The following is a 21,399-nucleotide window of genomic DNA, read 5'->3' on the forward strand; positions in this document are numbered from 1 at the left end:
CCGCCACTTCGGTTCGCCGCGTCACACTTCCTCGCGCGGCGATCCGGCTTCTTCGCCTACGCGCTCCGGGGTTCGAGGAGAAGCTGCGCGACGGCCAGAAGCCCCTCCCCGGGGGTCGCCGGTAGTCGGAAAAGGAGACGATCGAGCAGGCGTCATGATCCGCCTCACCCCTTGTTTCCCGCTCGCCGCTCGAACCGCAGCCTGAGCACCTCGTCCTCGAGCTCGTTCGCGATCGCCATCGCCCGCCGCCTCGCCTCCGCGCCCTCCTCGCCGGCCACGATTCGCGCCAGCATGTTCAGCGCCATCGCGCGCATCCGCATGAGCCCGCCGTCCCCCGCGTGCCGGCACGCCTCGCGCGCGAGCGCCGCGCCTTCCTCGGGGAAACCCTGCTTCCACCGCGCATACGCCAGCCCGTTCGCCCGTCGCGCCCGCGCGAAGGCCGGACCGTCCTCCGGGATGCGCCGGTAAAGCGCCTCGGCAGCCGCCGGATCCGGCTGCTTGCCGCCCCAGGAGCGGTTCCGCTCGAAGGCGCGTTGATCGATCCACCGGGCGAACAGGCAGGCTCGGTCGTGGGCGGGCATCGGCAGCTCGAAGAGCGGCTCGATCTCGTCGAGCAGGCCGGCCACGCGCGCGACGTCATCACGGCTCGCCAGGAAGGCCTCCGTGAGCAGAGCCTCCACCCGCGCCTCGGGCGGGGCCTTTCCGAGCAGCGGCCGGATGCGGGCGAGGTGCGCCTTTCCGGCCTCGCGGTCGTCGCCGCGCAGCGCGCAGGTGGCGTGGGCGAGGGCGAGGAAGACGTGGGAGGTCGGATCCTCGCTCACCGGCGGTCGATCCCAGAGGCGCAAGAGGTCCTGGGCGAGGGGCAGGGGCAGGTCGGTGAACCGCGAGTGATAGGCGCCCATCCAGCGGGCACGCTCGGTGAGCGCGTCCGGCAAGCCGAAGGCCGCGAGCGCGCGCGCCCCCCAGGTCCCGCCGTCCCGCTGGCCACGCGTCCGCAGCCGGCGCAGGGCGCGCTCGATCGAGGTGACGTCGTCCTCGTAGCCACGCAGGGAGGAGAGCCGCTCGGCGACCGCGGTCAACGAGCCGTGCTGCGCGACGAGCCAGGCGACGTAATCCTCCCAGGAAAAGCCCGCGGGAGCGGCCTGTCCGGTTTCGTGTCCGGGCATTTTCTGAGGGCGGATCGTATCAAGGTTCAGCAGAAAGGAGGACGGACATGGGAAAGGATCCTGCATTTTTCCTGGTGATCGATCTGGAGGCGACATGTGACGAGGAGGGCCGCATCCCCGAGCGCATCATGGAGATCATCGAGATCGGCGCGGTCCTCGTGGACGGCGCGACGCTCGAGCCCGTGAGCGAGCTCGCCACCTTCGTGCGCCCGGTCATCCGGCCGAAGCTCACGGAGTTCTGCACGAAGCTCACCACGATCACGCAAGCAGACGTCGATTCCGCGCCCACGTTCCCCGAAGCCATCGGGGCGCTCGGGCGCTTCGTCGGCCAGCGAGAGGCGCTCTTCTGCTCGTGGGGCGATTACGACCGCAAGCAGTTCGAGATCGACGCGGCCCGCTGGGGCGTGCCCCTGCCGCTGCAGGGGCACATGAACATCAAGAAGCGCTTCTCGGCGGCGCTCGGGGTGACCCAGCGCTACGGCATGGCGAGCGCGCTCGAGCGGCTCGGACTCCCGCTCCACGGGACACACCACCGCGGGATCGACGACGCGCGCAACATCGCACGAATCCTGCCTTACGCGATCGGCCGCGTGCCGATCCCGGCGGCACGGCCCGCGGGGTGAGCGCCTGTCCGGATGCACATGCGTGAGTTGCTCCACGACGAAGCGGGTGCGGTGGAAGGCCTCGAGGAGGTCAGCGCGCTCGATCCAAACGACGAAGTCGCGTGAAGCGCTGAAGCGGGTCTACGCGGCTTTCGCCGGCTTCGGGTTCAGCTCGAGGAAGCGGCGCTGGTAGGCGTAGGAGCGAAAGCGAATCTTCAGCGGCGGCTTGTTGTTGCTCTCGATCTCGACCTTCGCGCCGTCGTCGTGCTCGGCGCAGTGCGGGATGCGCAGCGTGTAGGTCGTGCCGCCGCCGGTGCGCACAGCGATGCTCCCGAGCGCGAGCCCGGCCGCGGCGACGGCCGCGTTGGTCCCTGTCTCACCGTCATGCGCCTTCGCCTCGATGCCGCGGGTCGCCGGCTTCGCGCACACGCAGCAGCCTTCCGGCCAGCGGATCGTCTCGCTCGTCACCGGCACCGGAAAGCCCGGCTCCGGATGGACGTAGTCGCCGGCGAGCACGGTGAGGACGCGCTTGTCGACGAGGTACGCGGCCTGGCACTTGTCGCAGAACGCCGGGTCGTCGGTATGGTTGAGCTCGATCTCCGTGAGCGTCGCCTGGCAGCGCGGGCACGTCGCCGTGCCGGCCAGGTCCTTGGCGGCCAGGAGCGACCCGAGCGCGAACACCGCGAGCCCGAGGCCGCCGACGAGACAGAGCAGCCACAGCGGACCGGAGCGGCCGATCATCGCGTTGAAACAGAGGAACGAGAGCCCGGCGAGCACCGCCGTGATGACGGCGTACTTGATGGTGGAGCCGGTGTTGCGGGTCACGGTGGACGTCATGAGCGCGACCTTAGCGCCGGTCGACCCTCGAGCGCGCGCCGAACGCTGTCGGGGAAAGAGGGTAGAGGGTAGGAGGGTAGCGCGTCCAAACGCCATTCGGCGGTCCAGTACCATCCTGCCCCACGTGCCCGTGGACGTGATGCCCGGACCGCGACTCCGTCGGGTACTTCATCCGGTAGGCCACCTCACCGCTCCGCAGCGTGCAGGCGATCTCAGCAAAGCCCGGGCGCCGGCGGACGGCCCCAGGGCGCCCGTCCCCGGCCGCGGTGGGCGCCGCGGTGGCCGATGAGCGTGGGAGACGTGCGAGACGTGCGAGACGAACGATGTGCGATGAGCTGCGCCCGGCACCCAACACCCACCCGCACGCGAGATCAAGAGCCGCACAAAAAGCTCATGCCGCAAAAAAAGGATCTAGACAGGCGACGCGAAGACTCGTTATCTTGAAAAATGGTCCCGTGCGCATTCTGCATCAAATCTCGTCAGGCACTCCCGCGTACCTGATCCGATCCTGTTCATCCCTCGGCCCCCGCGAAGGGTCGGAGAGGGCCGCTGGGCCCGCTGGGCGTCGTGGCGCGCCACCGCCGAACGCGCGGCGCGAGGCACGCGAGAATCCGCGGACCGCGCGCCGCACACTGGCCATCGAACTCGACGCGACATCGACGCGGCAGACCGCGCTCTTCTCTGCCTTCCTCCCCACGGGGCGCGAGACGACGCGCGACGACGCGAGACGACGCGAGACGACGCGAGACGACGCGAGACGACGAAAAACGTCACCGCACGACCCAAAATTGTCACTTCGCAACTCGATGCATTTTTCTCGTCCGCCTTCAAAAAGATCTGGACATCTTCATCTCTGAGTTGCTAACTTAAACACTGTCACCTTGCGCATCCGCTCTCCGATCGAAGCAAAAGCACCCGCGTACTTGATCCGATCCTGATCAGCCTGCGGGGGCTCATTCCGACCGGAGCCCGCGAAACCGACCTCGCCTGACCCGTGTGTCATGGTGCCTGCTATTCGGATGACGCTCCAGCAATGGTTCACCCGTGAGGACCTCAAGGAGCTACCAATGAAGCAGATCGTAATCGCATCTTCTGCCGCGCTCGCCACGCTGTTCATCACCGCCACCAGCCTCGCCAACACCACCGCTCCGTCTCCCACGTGCACCGTGATCAAGCGGGGTGTCCTGGGTGACATCTACAACGCGGAGATCTGGAGCCTCGCCCCGAGCTACCACGTCCCGTCCCCCTTCGAGGTCAACACCGGGTACTCCAGCTCGGTCGGAGAGAAGCGCGCCCTGTTCCGCTTCGATCTGAGCCCCATCCCCGCCGGCTCTCTCGTCACGTCGGCCAAATTTTACGCCCTGTCGTACACGAGCACGGCGAAGACCGTGTACGTCCACCAGGTGCTCGCCCCCTGGAGCGAGGCGCTCGTCACGTGGAACAACTTCGGCGGCATGGATCCCGCCGCGTTCACCTCGTTCGTGCCCAACGTCACGGGGTGGACCACCGTCGACCTCACCGGGATGGTGCAGAGCTGGGTGAGCGGGACGGCGCCGAGCTACGGGATCCTCCTCGAGGAGGGCGCCAGCGGGAAGACGTCGTACAAGGGCAGCGCCCACACCGACCTGAGTTACCGGCCTCTCCTCGAGGTCTGTTACACGGTGCCGAAGGGCTCGATCGGCGACAAGGTGTGGTTCGACGCGAACGCGGACGGCATCGAGGACGCCTCCGAGCTCGGCATCTCCGGCGTCGTCGTCGACCTCTTCGGCGACACAAACTGCGACGGTGTCGCCGAGGGCGCCGCGCTCCAGACGACCGTGACCGGCGCGAACGGCATCTATCGCTTCTCCGAGCTCAACGCGGGCTGTTACGTCGTCGACGTCGACGACACGACGCTCCCGCTCGGCCACCTCCTGACAAGCGACGACGAGCCGATCGGCGTGTCCCTCGGCGTGGGTGAGAACGTCGCCAACGCCGACTTCGGCTACGTGACCTACTCGTCGATCGGCGACACGGTCTGGCTCGACAGCGACGCCGACGGGCTCTACGAGCCGGAGACCGGCGAGCTCGGCGTCAACGGCGTCCGTGTCGAGCTGTTCCAGGGGACCCAGCTGCTCGACTTCACCATCACCGGCACCAGCCCCTACACCGGCCAGCCCGGCTTCTACCTCTTCGACACGCTCCCGGCGGGCACCTACTCGGTGGTCATCACGCCCGACAACTTCATGGCGAGCGGCCCGCTCGCCGGACAGGAGCCGACGGCCGACCCCGATGGCGGGCTCGACAACGTGGGCGTGGTCTCGCTCGGCTGGGCACAAGACCTCCTCGACGCGGACTTCGGCTACCAGCTCTCCTGCGGCAACGGCGTCTGCGGCGGCGACGAGAGCTGTTCCACCTGTGCCGTCGACTGCGGCGTCTGCCCGCCCCAGTGCGGCAACGGCACCTGCGAGGCCGGCGAGGACTGCGGGAGCTGCAGCGCCGACTGCGACGTGTGCCCGCCCGCCTGCGGCGACGGCACCTGCAACGGCAGCGAGAGCTGCGGCACCTGCGCGGCCGACTGCGGCGCCTGCCCGCCGGTCTGCGGCAACGGCACCTGCGAGGCCGGCGAGGACTGCGGCACCTGCTCGGACGACTGCGGCGCCTGCCCCGCGGTCTGCGGCAACAACGTCTGCGAGAACGGCGAGGACTGCGCGACCTGCACCGGCGACTGCGGCGCTTGCCCCGCGGTCCCCGGCAACGGCGTCTGCGAGGCCGGCGAGAACTGCTTCGAGGTCCCGAGCGACTGCGGCATCTGCCCGCCGGTCTGCGGCGACAAGGTCTGCGCGGTGGGTGAGACCTGCTCGAGCTGCGCGGCCGACTGCGGCGAGTGCCCGCCGGTCTGCGGCGATGGCGTCTGCAAGGCCGGCTCCGAGGACTGCTCGAGCTGCGCGGCCGACTGCGGCGTCTGCCAGAGCGCCTCTCCCGGCACGGGCACCCCCGGTTACTGGAAGAACCACGAGAGCGCGTGGAAGGTCTCGCAGCTGACCATCGGCGGCAAGACGTACACGAAGGCCCAGCTCCTCGACATCATCAGCCGTCCGACGAAGGGCGACGTCACCTACATCATCGCGAAGCACCTCATCGTCGCCAAGCTCAACGTCGGTATCGGCAACCAGTCGAGCTGCATCGAGGACACCATCGCCGCGGCCGACGCCTGGCTCAAGAAGAACCCGCTCGGCAGCAACGTGAAGGAGGGAGGCAAGAACTCGCCCTGGTCGGTCGGCGAGCCGCTCGCCACGAAGCTCGACGACTACAACAACGGCCTCCTCTGCGCGCCGCACCGTGACTGACCGATGATCGGCCGATAACCGGTAATCGGCCAGCAAGACGAGAGCTCCCCGAGGCCAGCGCCCGCCCCGAGCGAACCACCTCAAGCGCGACCTGCGCTGGCCCCTCCCCCCTCTCCAGGCTCGCCTCGATCCCCAGGGCCGTTCTGGCCGTTCCGTGGTCAACCTCTCTACAGCCAACAGTGCGCAGGCGGATCGCCGCCCTGGACGCGCGGCACCCGACGGCTCCCGCTGCGCGTGGAACGACCCCGCGCGCGGCTCCGGAAGTCAATCTCCTCGTCGTTGCCGTCCACCGTACAGCCATGCTGGACGCGCTGGTTGAGCCGGAGAACCCTGCGCGATCTGCATCCCTCCCGGAAAAGTGACGCTGTATCAGCAACTTATCCGTGCATCGGGGGTAACGTTCACTCCACGGCCTGCGGGGCGAGCGCCGCGCTGCAACGGAGAGTCTTCGTCTGCGCCACCGTTCTGTCACGAGCGCGGGGCACGCTGCAGGAACATGCTGATCGATCCACCAGCCACAGTGGGACGACACACCGTGACCCTGTACCTCGGGCCCGCGGAGGACGAAGGCCCCGAGGCCAGCGAGTCGCTTGGCGAAGCCATCTGGTTCGACCGCCGGGATCCACGATCCATTCGCCGCGCTCAGGAGATCATCCAGGATCGGCTGGGACTCTCGGCCGCGCCGACGCTGTGCGACGAGCCTTCACCCGGACTCGGGGCAGCGCTGGGCCGGATCCACGCGGCCCTCGTCAGCGTGATCGAGCGCTGGCATCGGCGCAACGCCGGCGAGAATCATCTTGAGCTCGAGCCTCGAAGGACGGGATCCAGCCGCAAGGCATCCCCGTCCTGTTAGGGCGTTTCGGCAAACGCGCGCAACCCAGGCGGACAGCTGTCGAATTGACCATGGACAGGTAGTGTCGGGATCGCTACGGCGATAGTGGCGTATTCATGCCTCGCGCGGCCGGCGCGGGGACGATTCGGCGCTCGGCTCGCGGCGCGAGGAGCGCTGGCCGCTCCGCGCGCTCGCTCCTACAAGCGCTCGATGAGGAAGCTCCGGGTCTTGTCGTCGAAGTTCTGGGGCGCGAGGTTCGCGTCCGTCGTGAAGACGCGCCACTCGCCCGAGTAGCGCCAGAGCCCGTTGTAGAGCGTCAGCCTGAAGCCCGAGGGGACGCGGACGGAGCTGGCCCTCTGGTCCCATGGGGTGCTGTAAAAGAGGGAGGAGCCGACGCCGTACACGACCGAGGCGCCCGAGAAGTTGGCGTTCTCGTAGAAGGTGACCACGTCCGGCTGCGGGTCCGAGGCGTGCGCGACGACGATGCTCGAGATGGTGTTGTCGAAGCCCGCGGCCACGAGATTTGTGTCCGAGGTGAAGACGCGCGCCTCGCCCCCGAAGTCGCCGTGCATGAAGGCCGTGACCCGGAGCCCGGCGGGGACCCTGATGGCGCTCACGCGGTTGTCTCCGATGATCGTCATGTTCGGCAGGTCGTAGCGACCGATCCCGAAGCCCTGCGAGACGCCGGAGAAGTTCGAGAGATCGTGGAGCACCACCTGGCCGCTGGGGTGGACGGTGGGGCCGCCGGCGATCGTGGCGTCGATCCAAGCGCGGTGGCGCGCGACGTCGACGCCGAGCTGCCTCGCGTGCAGGTTCGTGCCGTCCTGCCCGTTCGAGGCCGTGAACACGGCGACCTGACGTCCGTCGACGAACCATGGGCCACCGGAGTCGCCGCTCCAGCCCGCGCCCGTCACGCCCGTCGCAATGAGCTCCTCGGCGGAGTACCAGCCGTCGATGTGGATGGTCGCCTTCTTGAGCGACGGCGCCATCACCAGCGGCGTGCCCTCGCTCCCCCAGCCGTAGGCCGTGGCGTCCCTGCCGGTCGCGACCGACGTCGCCTGGGCCAGCTGGACGAACGGTCCATCGGCGTTCTCGGTCAGGTGGAGCAGCGCGATGTCGGCGTCGGCCGAGTGCACCTCGACGGCGTCGACAGCGATGCGCTGGCCCTCGCGGTACGTGTTGCTGCCGACGCGCACCGCCGACGTCTCGCCCTCGTCCGCGATGCAGTGCTGCGCGGTGAGCACCCAGCGCGCCGCGACGAGGGTGCCGGTGCACTGGTAGAAGTCGCCGGTGCTCCCGCGCACGTCGAAGACCTGGACGGCCCAGGGGCTCGCCTCGGCGACCTGGCCGCCGATGATCGCGGACGAATGCGACTCGAACGCCTCGAGCGGCTCGTCCGACGCGCCTTCAATCGAGCAGCCCGTGGAGAGGCCGAGCGCGGCGCCAGCGCACACCGCGAGACCAAGCTTATGACCAAGTTCTCTCTTCTTCATTCTGCCTCCACATCATGATTCTGTTCAGACGATCGTTCGCGCCGACGGAGTCCGCCTCCGCCAGGAGCCAGCGTTCGTCAGCAATCAACGTGACGGGGCCTGTGATTGCGGCGCGCCAGGCTCGGCGACGGCGTCTCCGAGCAGACCCATGGGGCACCTGGCTGAAACCGGTGAAGGGACGGCCGGAGCGGCAGGCCCGAAGGCGGGCGTACGAAATCCGCCCGCGACGGCTCAAAAATCACGTCCAGAGTATGCTGCGCTACTCCGAGCGGCGCCAGGCGACGATCTGGAACAGCCGCGTTCGAGGCGTGGAACGAGGCGGCATCCCGCTGTTCGCACCGAATTGCATTTTTATGCTGGGCACGCCGACTCGGTCAGCGCCGTCCACGGCCGATGGGGATCCCCTTTCACGTCGCCTCAAGGCGCCGGGCGTTGATGAATTCGATCGACGCCGCCCTCGATACGCGGCACGTTCACCGACCGTCGTTTCGGCCCGTCCTCCGGATCCCATGACCCCGAAAACGAGTGGCTTATGAGGCTGAGGACCGGCGTGCAGCAGGCCGTAGACTGCTCGGCTGCAACTCCGATCACGAGCGACGCGACGTCCCCGAAAGCGAAGGAGATCTCATGAAGAGAGCGACCAATCGTCCTGCAGCGGGCCTCGGACCGAGCTTGCCGGGGGTGGTCTTGCTGTGCGCCCTCCTCGCAGGGTGCGGTGACGACGAGATGAAGTCGAGCTCCTCATCCATGTCTTCAGGCGCCGGAGGCAGCGGCGGCGGAGGCACGAGCGGCGGAAGCGGTGGCGGAGCAGGAGGCGGCGACGCGCCAAGCGCCAAGGGCTACCCCGATCGCTTCACCGTCGGCGCGCCCGGCGTGGGCACCTACGCCCAATCCGATCCAGAGCTCCCGGTGCCGCCCGGGTACACGGAAGTGTGGCCGAGCGACGACCAGAGCAAAGAGTGGGATCTGTACGATTGCGACGGCACTGTCAACCTGGACCACATGTATTTCCACGCGTTCATTTACATCGGCACCGGCTGCCACGGCACGGTCAACATCACCAACTCGATCATCGCGCCGCCGCCCGGCTCCACGAACCGCAGCATCCTGGTCAACGCCGACGAGTCCGCGCCGCTCACCTTGAACATCAGCGATACGACCATTCGCCCCGAGCCGGTCGGCCTCGGAGGTACGAACGCCGCCCTCACCGAGCATGCCGTGAACGCCTGCGCGACGTGCACCATCCGCTTGACCCGGGTGGATGTGGCCAATACCGGCGGCATGTGCCTTTGCAGCCAAAACACGATCGTCGAGCAGAGCTGGTTGCACGACAACTACATCGCGCACCTGGCGGACCCCTCGCTCGCGCATACGGGCGGCATCTTCCCGTACGGGGGCAGCGGGCCGCTCGAGATCAGCCACAACCGACTCGAGCCCGGCGTCGACGCCGCCACGGGCAACGAAGTGCCGAACTATTGGCAAGCCATCACTGCCGTGCTCTTCACCCAGGGCGTCGACGGCTCGACGCTGCAGAACTACGATGTCCACGACAACTTCGTCTCGCTCGGCGCCTACGACTTCTACCCCGAGAACGGCAAGGACATGATCCTGCGCAACAACGTCTTCGGCCCGAGCCACTGGGGCTACACGACGTCGTGCGCGACGTGTACGTACGCTGATTGGTCCAACAACGTGGTCGGTGACATCGACGGCAACCCCACGAACGAGGTCGTCCCCCAGCCTTGACCTCAGGGCTGCCTCATCGTCGACGTATGGATAATTGATGACGCGCGGGAGTCCGGCGCAGGGCGGGGGAGCCGAAATGCGATCCTCGCACGACTCACCCCTGCGCTCGGCTGCGCGGTGCTACTGGAAGGTCACCGAGAGCGTCGGACGCCTCGCGGCATTGGCCACCTCGCTCGAGCAGATGCGCAGATCCTTGCCGGTCGCGGCGTTGGCGAGCACGAGGCCTTGATTGGCGGCGCTGCTCCGGACCCACCTCTGCACGCTGCCGGGGTCGAGCGCGATGGATTTGCGCTGATAGCCGCTGGCGTCGATGTTCAGGAACTGAAAGGTCGGCCCCTGCACGTCGCCCGAGCCGATGCCCGGCGCGGTCCAGTTGCTGCCCGCGCCCCCGCTGGTGAAGCCCAGCGTCGCGGAGCTGTAGCTCCACGGCGTCTTCATGAAGTTGCCGTTCAGGGCTTGCGGCCCAACCCAGCTCTCGAAGGTCACGTCGAGCGTGGCGGCCGTCACCGTGGCGGTTGTGGGGATCTGCGATACGTCGAAGCGAATGATCGCCTTGGTGGTGTAGCTGCGCGTGTCGGCGAGGAGCACGTCGTTGGTCTTGTAGAGCGTGCCGACAGGGTTGCTGGACGAGTAATTCAAACTGGAGATGCTCAGATCTTGCACGCCGGTGTAGCCATTGACGCCCTGCGTGAAGGTCAACGTCTGCGCTGTGCCGCTGGGCGTCGTCGGCTGCGTCGGCTCGGTCGGCGTCGACGGCGTCGGCTGCGTCGGCTCGGTGGGCGGCGGCGGTGTGGTCGGCGTCGACGTCGGAGGCGTCGAGGAGCCCGCCGTGACAGCGCCGGTGGCGCTGACCTTGAAGCTCAAGGTCTTGCTGGCGCCCGACACCTGCAGCGCGCCGCCCGCGCTCACGCGGATGCGCCATTTTCCGCCGGAGGCGACGGCCGTGACCGCATATCCGGAGCTGGAGGGCGCAACGTCGACCAGCACGTGCTCGGCTGCCGTTTGCGAGACCAGGTACTCCGCGCTCGACACGGCGCCGGTCGCGGCCTGATCGGCCGAGAACAGCACGACCTGATTCTGCGGCGCCGAGAGCTCGACGCCCACCACGTTGCCGGCGATGACGTTGCCGTCCGCGGACGACAGCCGCGTTTGCTCGCCGAGCGCCGCGCCCGCCGAGACGACGGTCAGCCACTGCTGCGCCGCCGCGCGCACCGGAGCGTGCACCTCGAGCCGCGCCGTCGAAGCCGGCAGAGTCGTCGTCGTCGTGCTCGCGCTCCTCGGCAGCAGCGTGCGCACGCTTCCGACCAGCGTCGCACCCACCACGACGTCGAAGCGCTTCTGTGTCGCATCGGCGGTGGTCACCTGACGCGGCGCCACGGGCGTGTGAAAGCTCATCCACTGGTCGGCGCTGGCCTTCGCCACCGTCGTGCGGTCGAACAGCACGAAGCTGCCTGGACGGAAGAACACCACGTCGCGCGTGAACTGCGAGACCGGCTTGACCGTGGCGCTGCCATACTGGTCTCCGAGGCCCGTGGCGCGCGCGCGCACGAACGCGCCGCGGTCCTCGTACCGCTCTACATGGGCGTTCGAATCGACCGGTGAGAGCGCATTTTGTCCGGGGTTGTACCGGTTCGTGGCGTCGTCGACGAAGAAGGTATTGTACAGCCGGCGCTGGCTCTTGCCGTAGCTGTCGTCGTTCACCATGGTCTCGCAGGCGTTGCCGCAGTTCTGGGGCAGCCAGCCGGTAGCGTTCATCAGCACCGGCTGATCGCCGACCACCACGCTCAGACCGCCGGCGTTGAACATCTGCTCACCGGAGTAGGCGGCGTTGATGTACGCGCCGCCAGACAGCGCCCCCCACACGGCCGTCTTGTCCCAGGACGAGCGCATGCCGACGTGGCCAGGGCCGGCCGCAAAGTGCGACAAGCCGCTCGACTGGTACCCGCTCTTGGCGGCGCCCGTATCGCCATACAAGAACTTGGACCACGGCGCCGAGTCGTCGCCCGCTGCCGCGATCACGTCGGCGGCGAAGCCGCGCGCGACGGCGGCCGAGGTGTCACCCTGCTGCTCGAGCATGGTCGCCAGACCGAGGAACAGCGCCGCGGAAGGGCGCATGTCGATGCCCGCGCGAATCGTGCCCTGGTCGTCCATGTGCTTGAGCGAGGGCCACGTGAAGTACCGGGCATAGGTCGCCTCCTCACGGGCCAGCGGCAGCTCCTTCCACCAGTCGAGGCCGGTCGCCGTCTTGGTCGCCCACAGCGCCTCGACCATGTACATGACGGCCCTGCCGCCGTAGCCCCAGCCCTCCGGCCAGCCTCCGCCGCCCATCATGCTCGTGAACTTCGGCTTCACGAGCTGTCCCCACATGCGCGTCACGACGTCGTTCCAGTACGCGCTGGCCTTGGCGTTCTCGCCCTCGGTCGCCAGCGCCGCCGTGGTCTTGGCCAGATAGTAGCCGGCGAAGTAGTTGCCGATCGGGTCGTTCTTGATCAACCCGCTCTCGTCGTACCAATCGATCCACGCGTTCATCGAAGCTATCAGGCGCGTCTTGGTCGCCGCAGGCATCGCCGGGTAGAGCCAGTCGTAGCCGAACGCCATACCGACCACGTAGTTTCGGATGCCGTAACCCTGGTCCGTCGACGGCTTCTGCCCCCCGGACGCGACCGGGGTGCTCATGGCCTCCAGCAGGCGAACGCCGGCCTCACCGTAGCGGGCCTGCGCGGCCGTGTCGGTCGTCACGCGATAGCAGATGCCCAGCGCGCGCACGACCGGGGGATACTCGTCACCTTGATAGCCTTGCCCGACGTTCGGGTAGCCCGGGTAGGTACTGCCGCTCGGCGGGTGCATCGTGCCGGTCGTGTAATCGTCGCAGCGCTTCTTCAACGCCGTCCACGCGGCGTCGCCGGCCGCGGCGCGCGCCTTCAGGCGCGCGATGACGGAGTCGGTCAAAATGAGCCGCGCGGCGGGGCGCGCTACCAGCATTTCCTCGCTCGCGCCCACGTCTTCTTCGGCCAGTTCAGCCGGTTCGTCCGAATCGGGGCCGCCCAGGCAGCCGAGCACGCCGGAGATTCCGGCCAAGAAGGTCAAGGCAAGGAAGCGGCTGATTTTACGCATTGAGTCTCCTTTGACTGAAGGCACACACGTGCCCCGTCGCAGACTTGCTTCGTCTGTGGGGTTACCCGTTCAGCGACTGACTTCGAATCGGGGCCTGGGCGGCCCCTCCGCAGTCACGTCCTTATCGAGCGGCGCTCGACGATCGACATCGCCACGAGCGCGGCGATGAGCTCCCCGGCGGCAAACGACCGCGACCCGAAGCCTCGAGAAATCGAATGCATGGCTCTTTCTCCCCCGGCGTCGTCGAACCGCTGTGGTGGACAGGACCGTGACGGGCGAAGGCACCAGGGGGCAGAAGAGGAGCCTCCCGCTGCATGCCTTCGCGCCGCGAACCATCGGTGCAGACCATCCAGCACCAGAGGGTGCGGATACCGGCGCTCTCGTACAACGACTTATTCTCGGATCGATACGTCCGGTCAAGACGAAACACTTTCGAAGATCAAACGACCGCCCAATTAGGTCGCATACTTCGGTCGTTCTTCACATCAAGGTTGCAAATTTCGATGCAGAGCTGACGTGATCAGCTCGCCCGCCGATGTGAAGTAAGGTGTAGAGAAGCGGTCGTTCGCTCGCTTGGATGTATGGATGTAGACGAAATCCGCAGAAATGTTGGTGAGCACCCAGCGTGACTTGGTTATCCATGCCAGCCAACGATCTTTATTTGCCTGACCCCGCATTGGCTGGCTGGGCGGCGGCTCCCGCGACGCGATGGAGGTCGCGCGCTTCGTTGGCGGCACCGCTACGCCGCAAGCAAGAAGCCGCTCGCAGTCCTGATCGAGCGCTGCGCCGAGGGGTAGCTACCCGGGTCGCGGCTGGCCAGGGCCGCTGGAGCGCCGCTCGCCGTGACCTTCGTCAACGATGGGGCGAGGCGGGCAGACCGTGCCCGGGGAGGGACACCCCAGGCCTCGCCTCGATCGCGTGCTCGGATCGTTACGTGACAGATGCCGACCCGGGGTGGGCCCTGGGAGGACGCGCCGGCTACGGCGCCGCGACCACCGTGCGCGACTCCTTCGCCTGGATCACGTCGGGGAGCAGGAACGGCACCAGGTGCGTCTGGTTCTTTCGCCAGAGCTCCGCCTGATCGCGGAAATGTGGGCTCTCGGCGTCCCAGACATTGCCTCCGGGAAGGGCGTTCCACGCCTTCGGCCCCGCCGGGTCGAGCTCCACGACGAGCCGTTGCGACGGGCCGTGGACGTACCGGAAATCCGGTGACTCGTCGAGCGCCCACGAGAGGCGGTAATCCGAGGAGTCCACCGCGAACTCGTCGCCGCCGCGCGGAAAGCCGCCGCTCCAGAGGGGATCGCTCGGCGGAGGGATGCTGAGGCTGCTGAAGAACGGGACGAGCGCGTCGAAGGTGACCGTGTGAAAGGCGCCCCAGCGGGGCGCCGCAGCCCCGGAGCCGCCCTGTCGATCGAGCCAGGCGAGGGCGTCGAGCAGGGCGCGCAGCACGCGCTCGTCCCTGGACTCGACCGCTGGCGTGCCCATGTCGTCCCACAGCGCGCTGTCCTGCACGGCCGGATCGAAGGTGGCGAGCTGCTCCCGATCGGCGGAGAACAGATGGAGGAGCGCCTTCGCCGAGAGCTCCCGGGAGAACGACGAGAAGCCCACCTGGCCGAGCTCGTCGCCCAGCACCCGGCGCACCACCCGGACGAGCCAGAGGTTGAAGACCAAGGTCGCCTCCGAGGCGCGGGCGTCGAGCGCGCCGGGGCCATCGCCCTCGTCCGCGAGCGGCATGGCGGTATCGAGATCGATGCCGGCGGCCGCCTTGTAGTCCGCCTCCTTGCCCCAGCCGTCGAGGAGCGCCCGCAGGGCGGCGAGGCGCTGCGGGTCGTATGCGGCGTCCGCGACGATCGCGGTCAGATCGGGGTGAGTACCGGGCGTCGCGCGCTCCTCCTCGGCGCGGTCCATGGCGCGGAGGAGGTGAGGCACGAGCCTCGCGCCGAGCGCCGACTTGATGTCGCCCTGGATCGCCGCGCAATCCTCCGGCGACAGAGGTCCCTCGTGGGCGTCGATCCGCTCCTGGATGCGGCCCTCGCGAAACCCGATGTCGAAGCTGCAACCCAGGTACATGGGGGTACCGTCGGGGAGCGCGCCGTTCGATGGATCGTTGTCCAGGGAGTCCCCGATGGGGTCGTTGTTCGCCGTGGCGATGTATCCCGCCGGCGGGTTCTTTGCCCGGGGGATGAGGTGCTCGGGGAGCGTCCCGGTCCACTCCGCGGTCCCGTCGCCGGGGAGCACCATGCACGGCAGGACGCCCGTATAGGTGGCCGCGTCCCAGGCGAACGCCTCAGGAGATCGCGTCGGGATCGCCGCGTGCGTCGTCCAGAGGATGTCGCCCGCTGTGTCGCCCATCACCCAGTTCTGCGCGCCGACGCTGAACTTCGAGAGCGACTCCTGCGCGTCATCGACCGAGCGAGCGCGCAGCAGGCCGAAGATGGCCTCCAGCTCCTTCGTCGGCCCGAGCCCCGTCCAGCGGACGCTGAGCGCCCCCACGGCCGGGTCCGGATCCACCACCGCGTGCTCGACGATGGTCGGCAGGAGCGGGCCGTGATGGGGCACGATCGGGACACGGTAGGTATAGGGCTCCCTGCCAGCGATCGCGATGACCTCCTCGACCGTCTGGAGGGGCACTGGATTGCCCTTGAAGAGCACGGCCTTGCCGTCGGGCGTGAGCTTCTCGGCATAGACATCGGTGACATCGTACATCGCGACCGTCGCTCCCCACCCGACGTGCTCGTTGTGGCCCAGGATGATCCCCGGAATCCCGGGGAAGGTGACGCCCCCGACGTGAACATCGCGGCTCGCGTTTTTGCCCTCGGGCGCGGTGACATGGATCGAGACGGCATACCAGACGGCCGGCGCGCTCAGCGACAGGTGGGGATCGCTGGCCACGAGCGCGTGCCCCGTCGCGCTCCGGCTCGCGTGGATGGCCCAGTTGTTCGAGCCGAAGCCCTCCGGGGCGACCTTGCTCCTGGCGCGCTGGACCGCGCTCAGGTAGCCGGTCAGCGACGAAATGAGCTTCGCGCGGCCCGGCGCGGCGCGGCCCGGTCGTCGCGCGCGAGGCGCTCTCTTCGCCGCCTTGTCCTCCGCCTTCTGCGCCTTCTCCCGCGCCGGGGAGGCGGGGTAGCCGCTGCTGGTCACCGCGGGCTCGGAGGGGGCGAACCTCAAAAAGTCCCGCTCGAAGCCGGCGCGCTTCTGCGCGAGCGGATCGGCGCTGCTCGACGCGAACGTCGTCCGGGCGGCGTCGAAGAGCTGTTGCATGGTGATGTCCAGCTCGGCGTCGAACGACAGGAGGTAGCTCTGGAAGCGGCTGATCACGAGCGAGTCGACGCTGCTCCAGTCGGTGAACGCCTTGGCGGGTATCCCCGTCGCGCCTTCGGGGAGGCGGATGTCCCCGGAGCGGATCTTCCTGAACACCTGGGTCACCCCGTCCGCGTACGCGTCGAGCATCTGGCGGAGCTCCCCCTCGGGGAGCGCGTCGTACTGGGCCCTGGCGATCCGACCGAGCCCGACATGGCGGAGAGCGATGTCCTGATCGATGGTGGAAGGATCGAGGTCGCCGAAGAGCTCTGCGAGCCTCCCCTCGGCGGTGCGCCGCAAGATCTCGAGCTGAAGCGCGCGGTCGCGCGCCGTCAGATACCCTTCGACGCGCATCGCGTCCACGAGGTTTTCGGCATAGATATGGGGCCTACCGTCCCTGTCCTGGACGACATCGACCGCAGAGAGCAGGCCGCCGATGGTGAGCCGCCCGTCGACGGGCAGATCCGGCCGATCGCCGAGTGGACCGAACGTCGCGGAGGGGGGCGGGCTGCCGTCGGGCGCGCCCGTGTCGGGCGCGCTGCTGCCGGAACCAGGGTCGTCCGAGCACCCGAGCATGCCCGTGAGCCCGGTGACCAAGGCGAGGACGCAGTGTGCCGAAGAGAATGACAGTCGCATGAACGCTCCTTGATAGGATGGAAGCGAGCCACCCCGGCGGTGTCGTCGCGCGACGCGGTGGCCGGAACAGCACGTCGTCAAGCGAGGTAGGGTTCGTAGCTCCTTTCGCGGCAGCATGGGCCAGGGCACGACCGGCAAGAGGGAGCGTGCCTTGGCGCCGTGTCTGGGCCAGCATGACACGCAGACGCCACCGCGGCCCGCGCCGGACCGCCCCCGCGCCGAGCTGTCTGAATCTTACCTTGGTCCCCCGGGTCGCCGAGGAGGCCAGCCGGCCCGAAGCGCTCGATCCCCACCAGCAGCGGAAAGAGGGCTCGATCCAGGGAGATGCCCGCCTCCGCGAGCAGCGCCTGATCGCGCTGCGGCTGATTCACGGGCGCGATCAGATCGACCGTGGCTCCGTGGAGCTCGCGGAGCTTCTCTTTTGTGATCCGTGTATTTTGCACAAATTTCCTTGACGCTTCGGCGGGGGCGATTATATGCATGTTACACATATATGAAACGCCGTCGAACAAAACGTGACTCCTTGCCAAGCGCCCGGACCCTCCGCTCGTGAAGGATCCGGCTGCCCGGAGGTCTCATGCCTGCTTCAATACGTTCGCGCTCCGTCGCCCGAGCCTCGCAGTCCGCCCTCGCCCTCACCCTCGCCCTCGCCCTGCCAGGCGTCGCCTCGTTCACCGGCTGCTCCGGGGGCGACGAGCCCACGGAGCCCCAGGTTACCGGGAGCAGCCCCACCTTCCACAAAGACGTCGAGCCCATCCTGCAGAGGAGCTGCATGGGCTGCCACTCCGCGGGCAATATCGCGCCCTTCAGCCTTACCGCGTACGACGACGCCAGGGCTGTCGCGGCGCTCATGGTCCAGACGACCAAGGCGGGCACGATGCCGCCCTTCGCCGTGCGTGACACGGACGAGTGCTCGACCCGTCACGCGTGGAAGGGCGACATCCGCCTCTCCGACGAGGAGATCAGCACGCTGGAGGCCTGGAGCAAGGCCGGCACCCCCAAGGGTGATCCGAAGGACGCGCCCGCCGCGTTCGCGCCGAAGAGCCCCGGCCTGCCGGGCATGACCCTCGAGGTTCATCCGAACGAGCCCTACGTCACCTCCGGTGAGCAGGACGAGTTCCGCTGCTTCATGATCGATCCCGGGCTCACCGAGGACCAGTACCTCAATGGTTTACAGATGGTGCCCGGCAACCACAAGGTCGTTCACCATGGGATAATCTCCATCGATCCGGAGGGGAAGTCCGCGAGCCTGGCGGGCCCCGACGGAAGCTTTCCGTGTGGCGCTGGCGAGGTCCCGAATGGCGTCGAGATTGGATCGCTCCAGATGCTCACAGCCTGGGCTCCCGGCGCCGACCCGGTCGATCTCCCCGAGGGGGTGGGCCAGCTGATCCCGAAGGGGTCGCTCCTCATGATGCAGATCCACTACCACCCCGCCGGCACGACGGCCGACCCGGACCTGACGCGCATCCAGCTCAGGCTCACCAAGGAGAAGCCGAAGTACGGCTTCCTGTACCACCTGATCGGCAACTTCGATGATCCGGTCGGCCAGCTTGGCTTCGGGCTGCTGCCGGGTCCGGGCGACAAGAACGGCGTCGAGTTCCTGATCCCCGCGGACAGCAAGAGCCACGTCGAGACGGAGCAGCTCACGATCCCGGCCCCGGACTCGCCCGCAGCGCAAGAGATGCCGTTCCCGCCGGGCACGCGCATCTATGGCGACTTTCTGCACATGCACTACCTGGGCTTCGACGAGAAGGTGACGGTCACGCGGGCGAACGGCTCACCCGATCAACCCAAGGAGGAGTGCCTGGCGCACGCGCCGAAGTGGGAGTTCTCCTGGCAGCGCTCGTATTCATACGACGCGCCCATCGAGATGCTCCCGACGCTCGAGCCGGGCGATGTGCTCCAGATCCGGTGCACGTACAATAACTCGACGGAGAACCCATACGTGGTCAAGGCGCTCAAGGAGGCGAATATGATCTCGACGATCGACGTGGCCTACGGCGAGGGGAGCACGTTCGACGAGATGTGCGTCGCCGGGCTGTCGCTCGTGTACCCGATGCCCTGAGTCGTCGCTGGCCATGGGGCGGCCCCGATCGCGGATCAGGCGACGGAGGACGCCGGCCGGCGGCCAAGCGCATTCCCGGGTGCGGCGCCGAAGCGCGTCGCCACCAGGTAGTCGCACCAGCGCTCCACGCTGGTGTGGATCGGCGGCATCACCAGACCGACCGCGCGGGCGTGGGCGTCGGCCGCGCTCGTGTCATACGCATCCTCGGCGAGGAACGACAGGCTCTCTCGCGTCACCCCGGTGAGCGCCTCCGGCAACAGGCGCACCAGGCCGAGGGGCAGCACCCACGCCGGGGGGCTGCGCCTCAGGTGGGCGGCGATGCCGCGGACCAGCGCGGGCAGCCGCGGAGTCGCCTGGTCGAGGACGCAGAGGTCCTGTTCCGCGGTCTCCGGGCGCTCGGGCACGCTCGCCAGGAAGCGCGCCAGGTAGTCGACCGTCACCAGCGGCAGGAAGGTGCGCTCGCTGCCGGCCAGGGCCGGCAGGCGGCCCCGCCAGAGCTGCTCGACCATCTCGCCGACGCCCGTGAGCTGCGTGGTCTCGCCGGTGGGCGAGTCGCCGATGACGCTGCTCGGATGCACGGCCGTCCAGCGCAGCCCGCGCTCGGCCGCGAAGCGGCGCACGGCGAGGAACGACTCGTGCTTCGACCCCTCGTACGCGCCGTGCTGGCGGTAGAGCCGGTCCCACGCTCGCTGCGTCAGCACGCTCTCCGCGCCCGGCCGGGCGCTCGCGTGCATCATGCGGTAGCCGCCGAGGTAGACGAAGCGCCGCAGGTGGGGCCGCCCGAGCGCCCACTCGGCCGCGTGCAGCGAGCCCTCGACATTGCAGCGCCGCGCCTCCTGCACGCCGAGCCCGAAGGCGAAGCGCGCCGCCAGGTGATAGACGTCGCGCACCTGATCGAAGCGCTCGGACAGACCGAGCGACGCCGCCTCGACGTCGCCCTCGACCACCAGGAGCCGCCGCGAATCGCCGCCGTGCGCGTCGACGAACGCGGAAAGCTCGGCGGCCCGCTGCCGCGCCCGGCGCACCGGCGCTGCCACGGACTTCGTCCGGGTCAGCTCGGCCAGCAGCCAGCGCCCGATGAATCCCGTACCCCCCGTCACCATGACCTCGGCGTCGCATGCTCTCATAGGCCGCCCAGCATGCGTCGCTGGACCCATGAGGAAAATGGGATGTATCTCATGCCAGGCATGAGCGAGATCGATATACGGACCATCAACCTGAACCTCCTCCCCGCCCTCGAGGCGCTGCTCGTCGAGGGCAGCGTCAGCGCCGCGGCGCGCCGCGCCCACGTCAGCCAGTCGGCGATGAGCCACTCCCTCGCGCGCCTGCGCGAGCTCTTCGGCGATCCCCTCCTCGTCCCCCTCGGCCGCGGTCTCACCCCCACGCCGCGCGCGCTCCAGCTCCGCGCGGCCCTGCCCGCCGCCTTCGAGCACCTCCGCCGCGCCCTCGCTTCCCCCGAGCCCTTCGATCCGCGCACCTCGGCGCGCACCTTCCGCGTCGCCACCGTCGACTACTTCGAGCTCACGACGCTGCCCGACGTGCTCGACCACCTGGGCGAACACGCCCCCTTCGTCCGCCTGGAGATCGAGCGCTTCTCCCCTGACGTCACCCCCGCGCTGGTCCGCGGCGACATCGATCTGGCCCTGTTCGGCGCCTCGCAGCCGGTGCCGGCCGCCGGCCTCCGCCGCGCCCCGCTCTACCAGGAACCCTTCGCCGTCATGGCCCGCAAAGGCCACCCGGCGATCAAGCGCCGCCTCGATCTCGACACCTATGTCGCCCTCGGCCACGTCCTCGTCAGCGTCGAGGGCCACCGCGACGGCGCCGTCGACCGCGCCCTGGCCCGCCTCGGCAAGACCAGGCGGGTGGCCCTGCGCCTGCCTCACTTCATGTCCGCGCCCCTCGCCGTGCGCAGCTCCGACCTCCTCTGCACGATCGCGAGCAGCGTCGCCCAGCGCGCCCGCGAGCTCTTCGGGCTTCGGGTGTTCGCGCCCCCCTTCGAGCTGCCCGCCGCCCAGGTCGTCGCCGTGTGGTCGCAGCGCCACGACGACGACCCGGCGCAGCGCTGGTTCCGCGACCTCTTCTTCTCGGGCCGCGCCCTCTCGCCGCGCCTGCGGGCGCTGGTCCGAAGGGGTGCGGCTTGATCCGGGGATGTCCGGCGGTGTCCCCATGAGGCAGCCGCGCCGTGTCACCCAGGCAAGACGCGGCGCGACACCTCCGGCTGTGCGTCCGCCGCGCCCCTTTGGGCGCCCCCGACCGCCCATCGACCGGAGCTTCTGTCA

The 21,399-nt window shown here is 68.6% G+C and carries 12 protein-coding genes and 1 pseudogene; 6 read left to right on the forward strand and 7 right to left on the reverse strand.

All coding sequences use genetic code 11. The features are described 5' to 3' along the window. Positions 1 to 164: 164 nt before the first annotated feature. Positions 165 to 1,166: a hypothetical protein gene (locus WMF14_RS05555; protein WP_437799147.1), complete on the reverse strand. Its 1,002-nt coding sequence runs from the start codon at positions 1,164 to 1,166 to the stop codon at positions 165 to 167. A gap of 47 nt (positions 1,167 to 1,213) precedes the next feature. Here WMF14_RS05555 and WMF14_RS05560 point away from each other — a divergent pair, with 47 nt between their 5' ends. Beyond that, entirely contained in the window at positions 1,214 to 1,789 is a 576-nt protein-coding gene (locus WMF14_RS05560) for an exonuclease domain-containing protein (RefSeq protein WP_437799148.1), read from the forward strand. 120 nt (positions 1,790 to 1,909) lie between these two features. Here WMF14_RS05560 and WMF14_RS05565 read toward each other — a convergent pair whose 3' ends face one another. Further along, positions 1,910 to 2,605, reverse strand: a complete 696-nt coding sequence (locus WMF14_RS05565; protein WP_437799149.1) for a hypothetical protein — start codon at positions 2,603 to 2,605, stop codon at positions 1,910 to 1,912. A 1,067-nt stretch (positions 2,606 to 3,672) separates the two neighbouring features. Between WMF14_RS05565 and WMF14_RS05570 the strand changes: the two genes are divergently transcribed. Next, positions 3,673 to 5,934: an SdrD B-like domain-containing protein gene (locus WMF14_RS05570; RefSeq protein WP_437799150.1), complete on the forward strand. Its 2,262-nt coding sequence runs from the start codon at positions 3,673 to 3,675 to the stop codon at positions 5,932 to 5,934. Positions 5,935 to 6,430: 496 nt separating this feature from the next. After that, positions 6,431 to 6,787 carry a hypothetical protein gene (locus WMF14_RS05575; protein ID WP_272100410.1) on the forward strand — a complete coding sequence of 119 codons (357 nt, stop codon included), beginning with the start codon at positions 6,431 to 6,433 and terminating at the stop codon, positions 6,785 to 6,787. A 176-nt stretch (positions 6,788 to 6,963) separates the two neighbouring features. Here WMF14_RS05575 and WMF14_RS05580 read toward each other — a convergent pair whose 3' ends face one another. Continuing rightward, positions 6,964 to 8,259 carry a trypsin-like serine protease gene (locus WMF14_RS05580; protein WP_437799151.1) on the reverse strand — a complete coding sequence of 432 codons (1,296 nt, stop codon included), beginning with the start codon at positions 8,257 to 8,259 and terminating at the stop codon, positions 6,964 to 6,966. A gap of 627 nt (positions 8,260 to 8,886) precedes the next feature. Between WMF14_RS05580 and WMF14_RS05585 the strand changes: the two genes are divergently transcribed. Continuing rightward, positions 8,887 to 10,005: a hypothetical protein gene (locus WMF14_RS05585; RefSeq protein WP_437799152.1), complete on the forward strand. Its 1,119-nt coding sequence runs from the start codon at positions 8,887 to 8,889 to the stop codon at positions 10,003 to 10,005. 120 nt (positions 10,006 to 10,125) lie between these two features. On the opposite strand, the gene WMF14_RS05590 is transcribed toward WMF14_RS05585, so the two are convergent. The 3 genes and pseudogenes from WMF14_RS05590 to WMF14_RS05600 form a co-directional block, all read right to left on the reverse strand. After that, positions 10,126 to 13,143: a DNRLRE domain-containing protein gene (locus WMF14_RS05590; RefSeq protein ID WP_437799153.1), complete on the reverse strand. Its 3,018-nt coding sequence runs from the start codon at positions 13,141 to 13,143 to the stop codon at positions 10,126 to 10,128. A 954-nt stretch (positions 13,144 to 14,097) separates the two neighbouring features. Then, positions 14,098 to 17,055, reverse strand: a complete 2,958-nt coding sequence (locus WMF14_RS05595) for a penicillin acylase family protein (RefSeq protein ID WP_437799154.1) — start codon at positions 17,053 to 17,055, stop codon at positions 14,098 to 14,100. Positions 17,056 to 17,312: 257 nt separating this feature from the next. Then, a pseudogene (locus WMF14_RS05600) lies at positions 17,313 to 17,537 on the reverse strand (MarR family transcriptional regulator); the annotation flags it as partial. 95 nt (positions 17,538 to 17,632) lie between these two features. Here WMF14_RS05600 and WMF14_RS05605 point away from each other — a divergent pair. After that, positions 17,633 to 19,120, forward strand: a complete 1,488-nt coding sequence (locus WMF14_RS05605) for a hypothetical protein (protein ID WP_437799155.1) — start codon at positions 17,633 to 17,635, stop codon at positions 19,118 to 19,120. A 35-nt stretch (positions 19,121 to 19,155) separates the two neighbouring features. Here the strand turns inward: WMF14_RS05605 and WMF14_RS05610 are convergent, their stop codons facing one another. After that, the gene (locus tag WMF14_RS05610; protein WP_437799156.1) at positions 19,156 to 20,247 is read right to left on the reverse strand and encodes an SDR family oxidoreductase; all 1,092 of its coding nucleotides are present in this window, start codon (positions 20,245 to 20,247) and stop codon (positions 19,156 to 19,158) included. 60 nt (positions 20,248 to 20,307) lie between these two features. On the opposite strand from WMF14_RS05610, the gene WMF14_RS05615 reads away from it, so the two are divergent. Next, positions 20,308 to 21,261 carry a LysR family transcriptional regulator gene (locus WMF14_RS05615; RefSeq protein ID WP_437799157.1) on the forward strand — a complete coding sequence of 318 codons (954 nt, stop codon included), beginning with the start codon at positions 20,308 to 20,310 and terminating at the stop codon, positions 21,259 to 21,261. Positions 21,262 to 21,399: the final 138 nt, after the last annotated feature.

It is taken from the genome of Sorangium sp. So ce693 (assembly GCF_051521375.1).
In the GTDB taxonomy this organism is placed as follows: Bacteria; Myxococcota_A; Polyangia; order Polyangiales; family Polyangiaceae; genus Sorangium; species Sorangium atrum.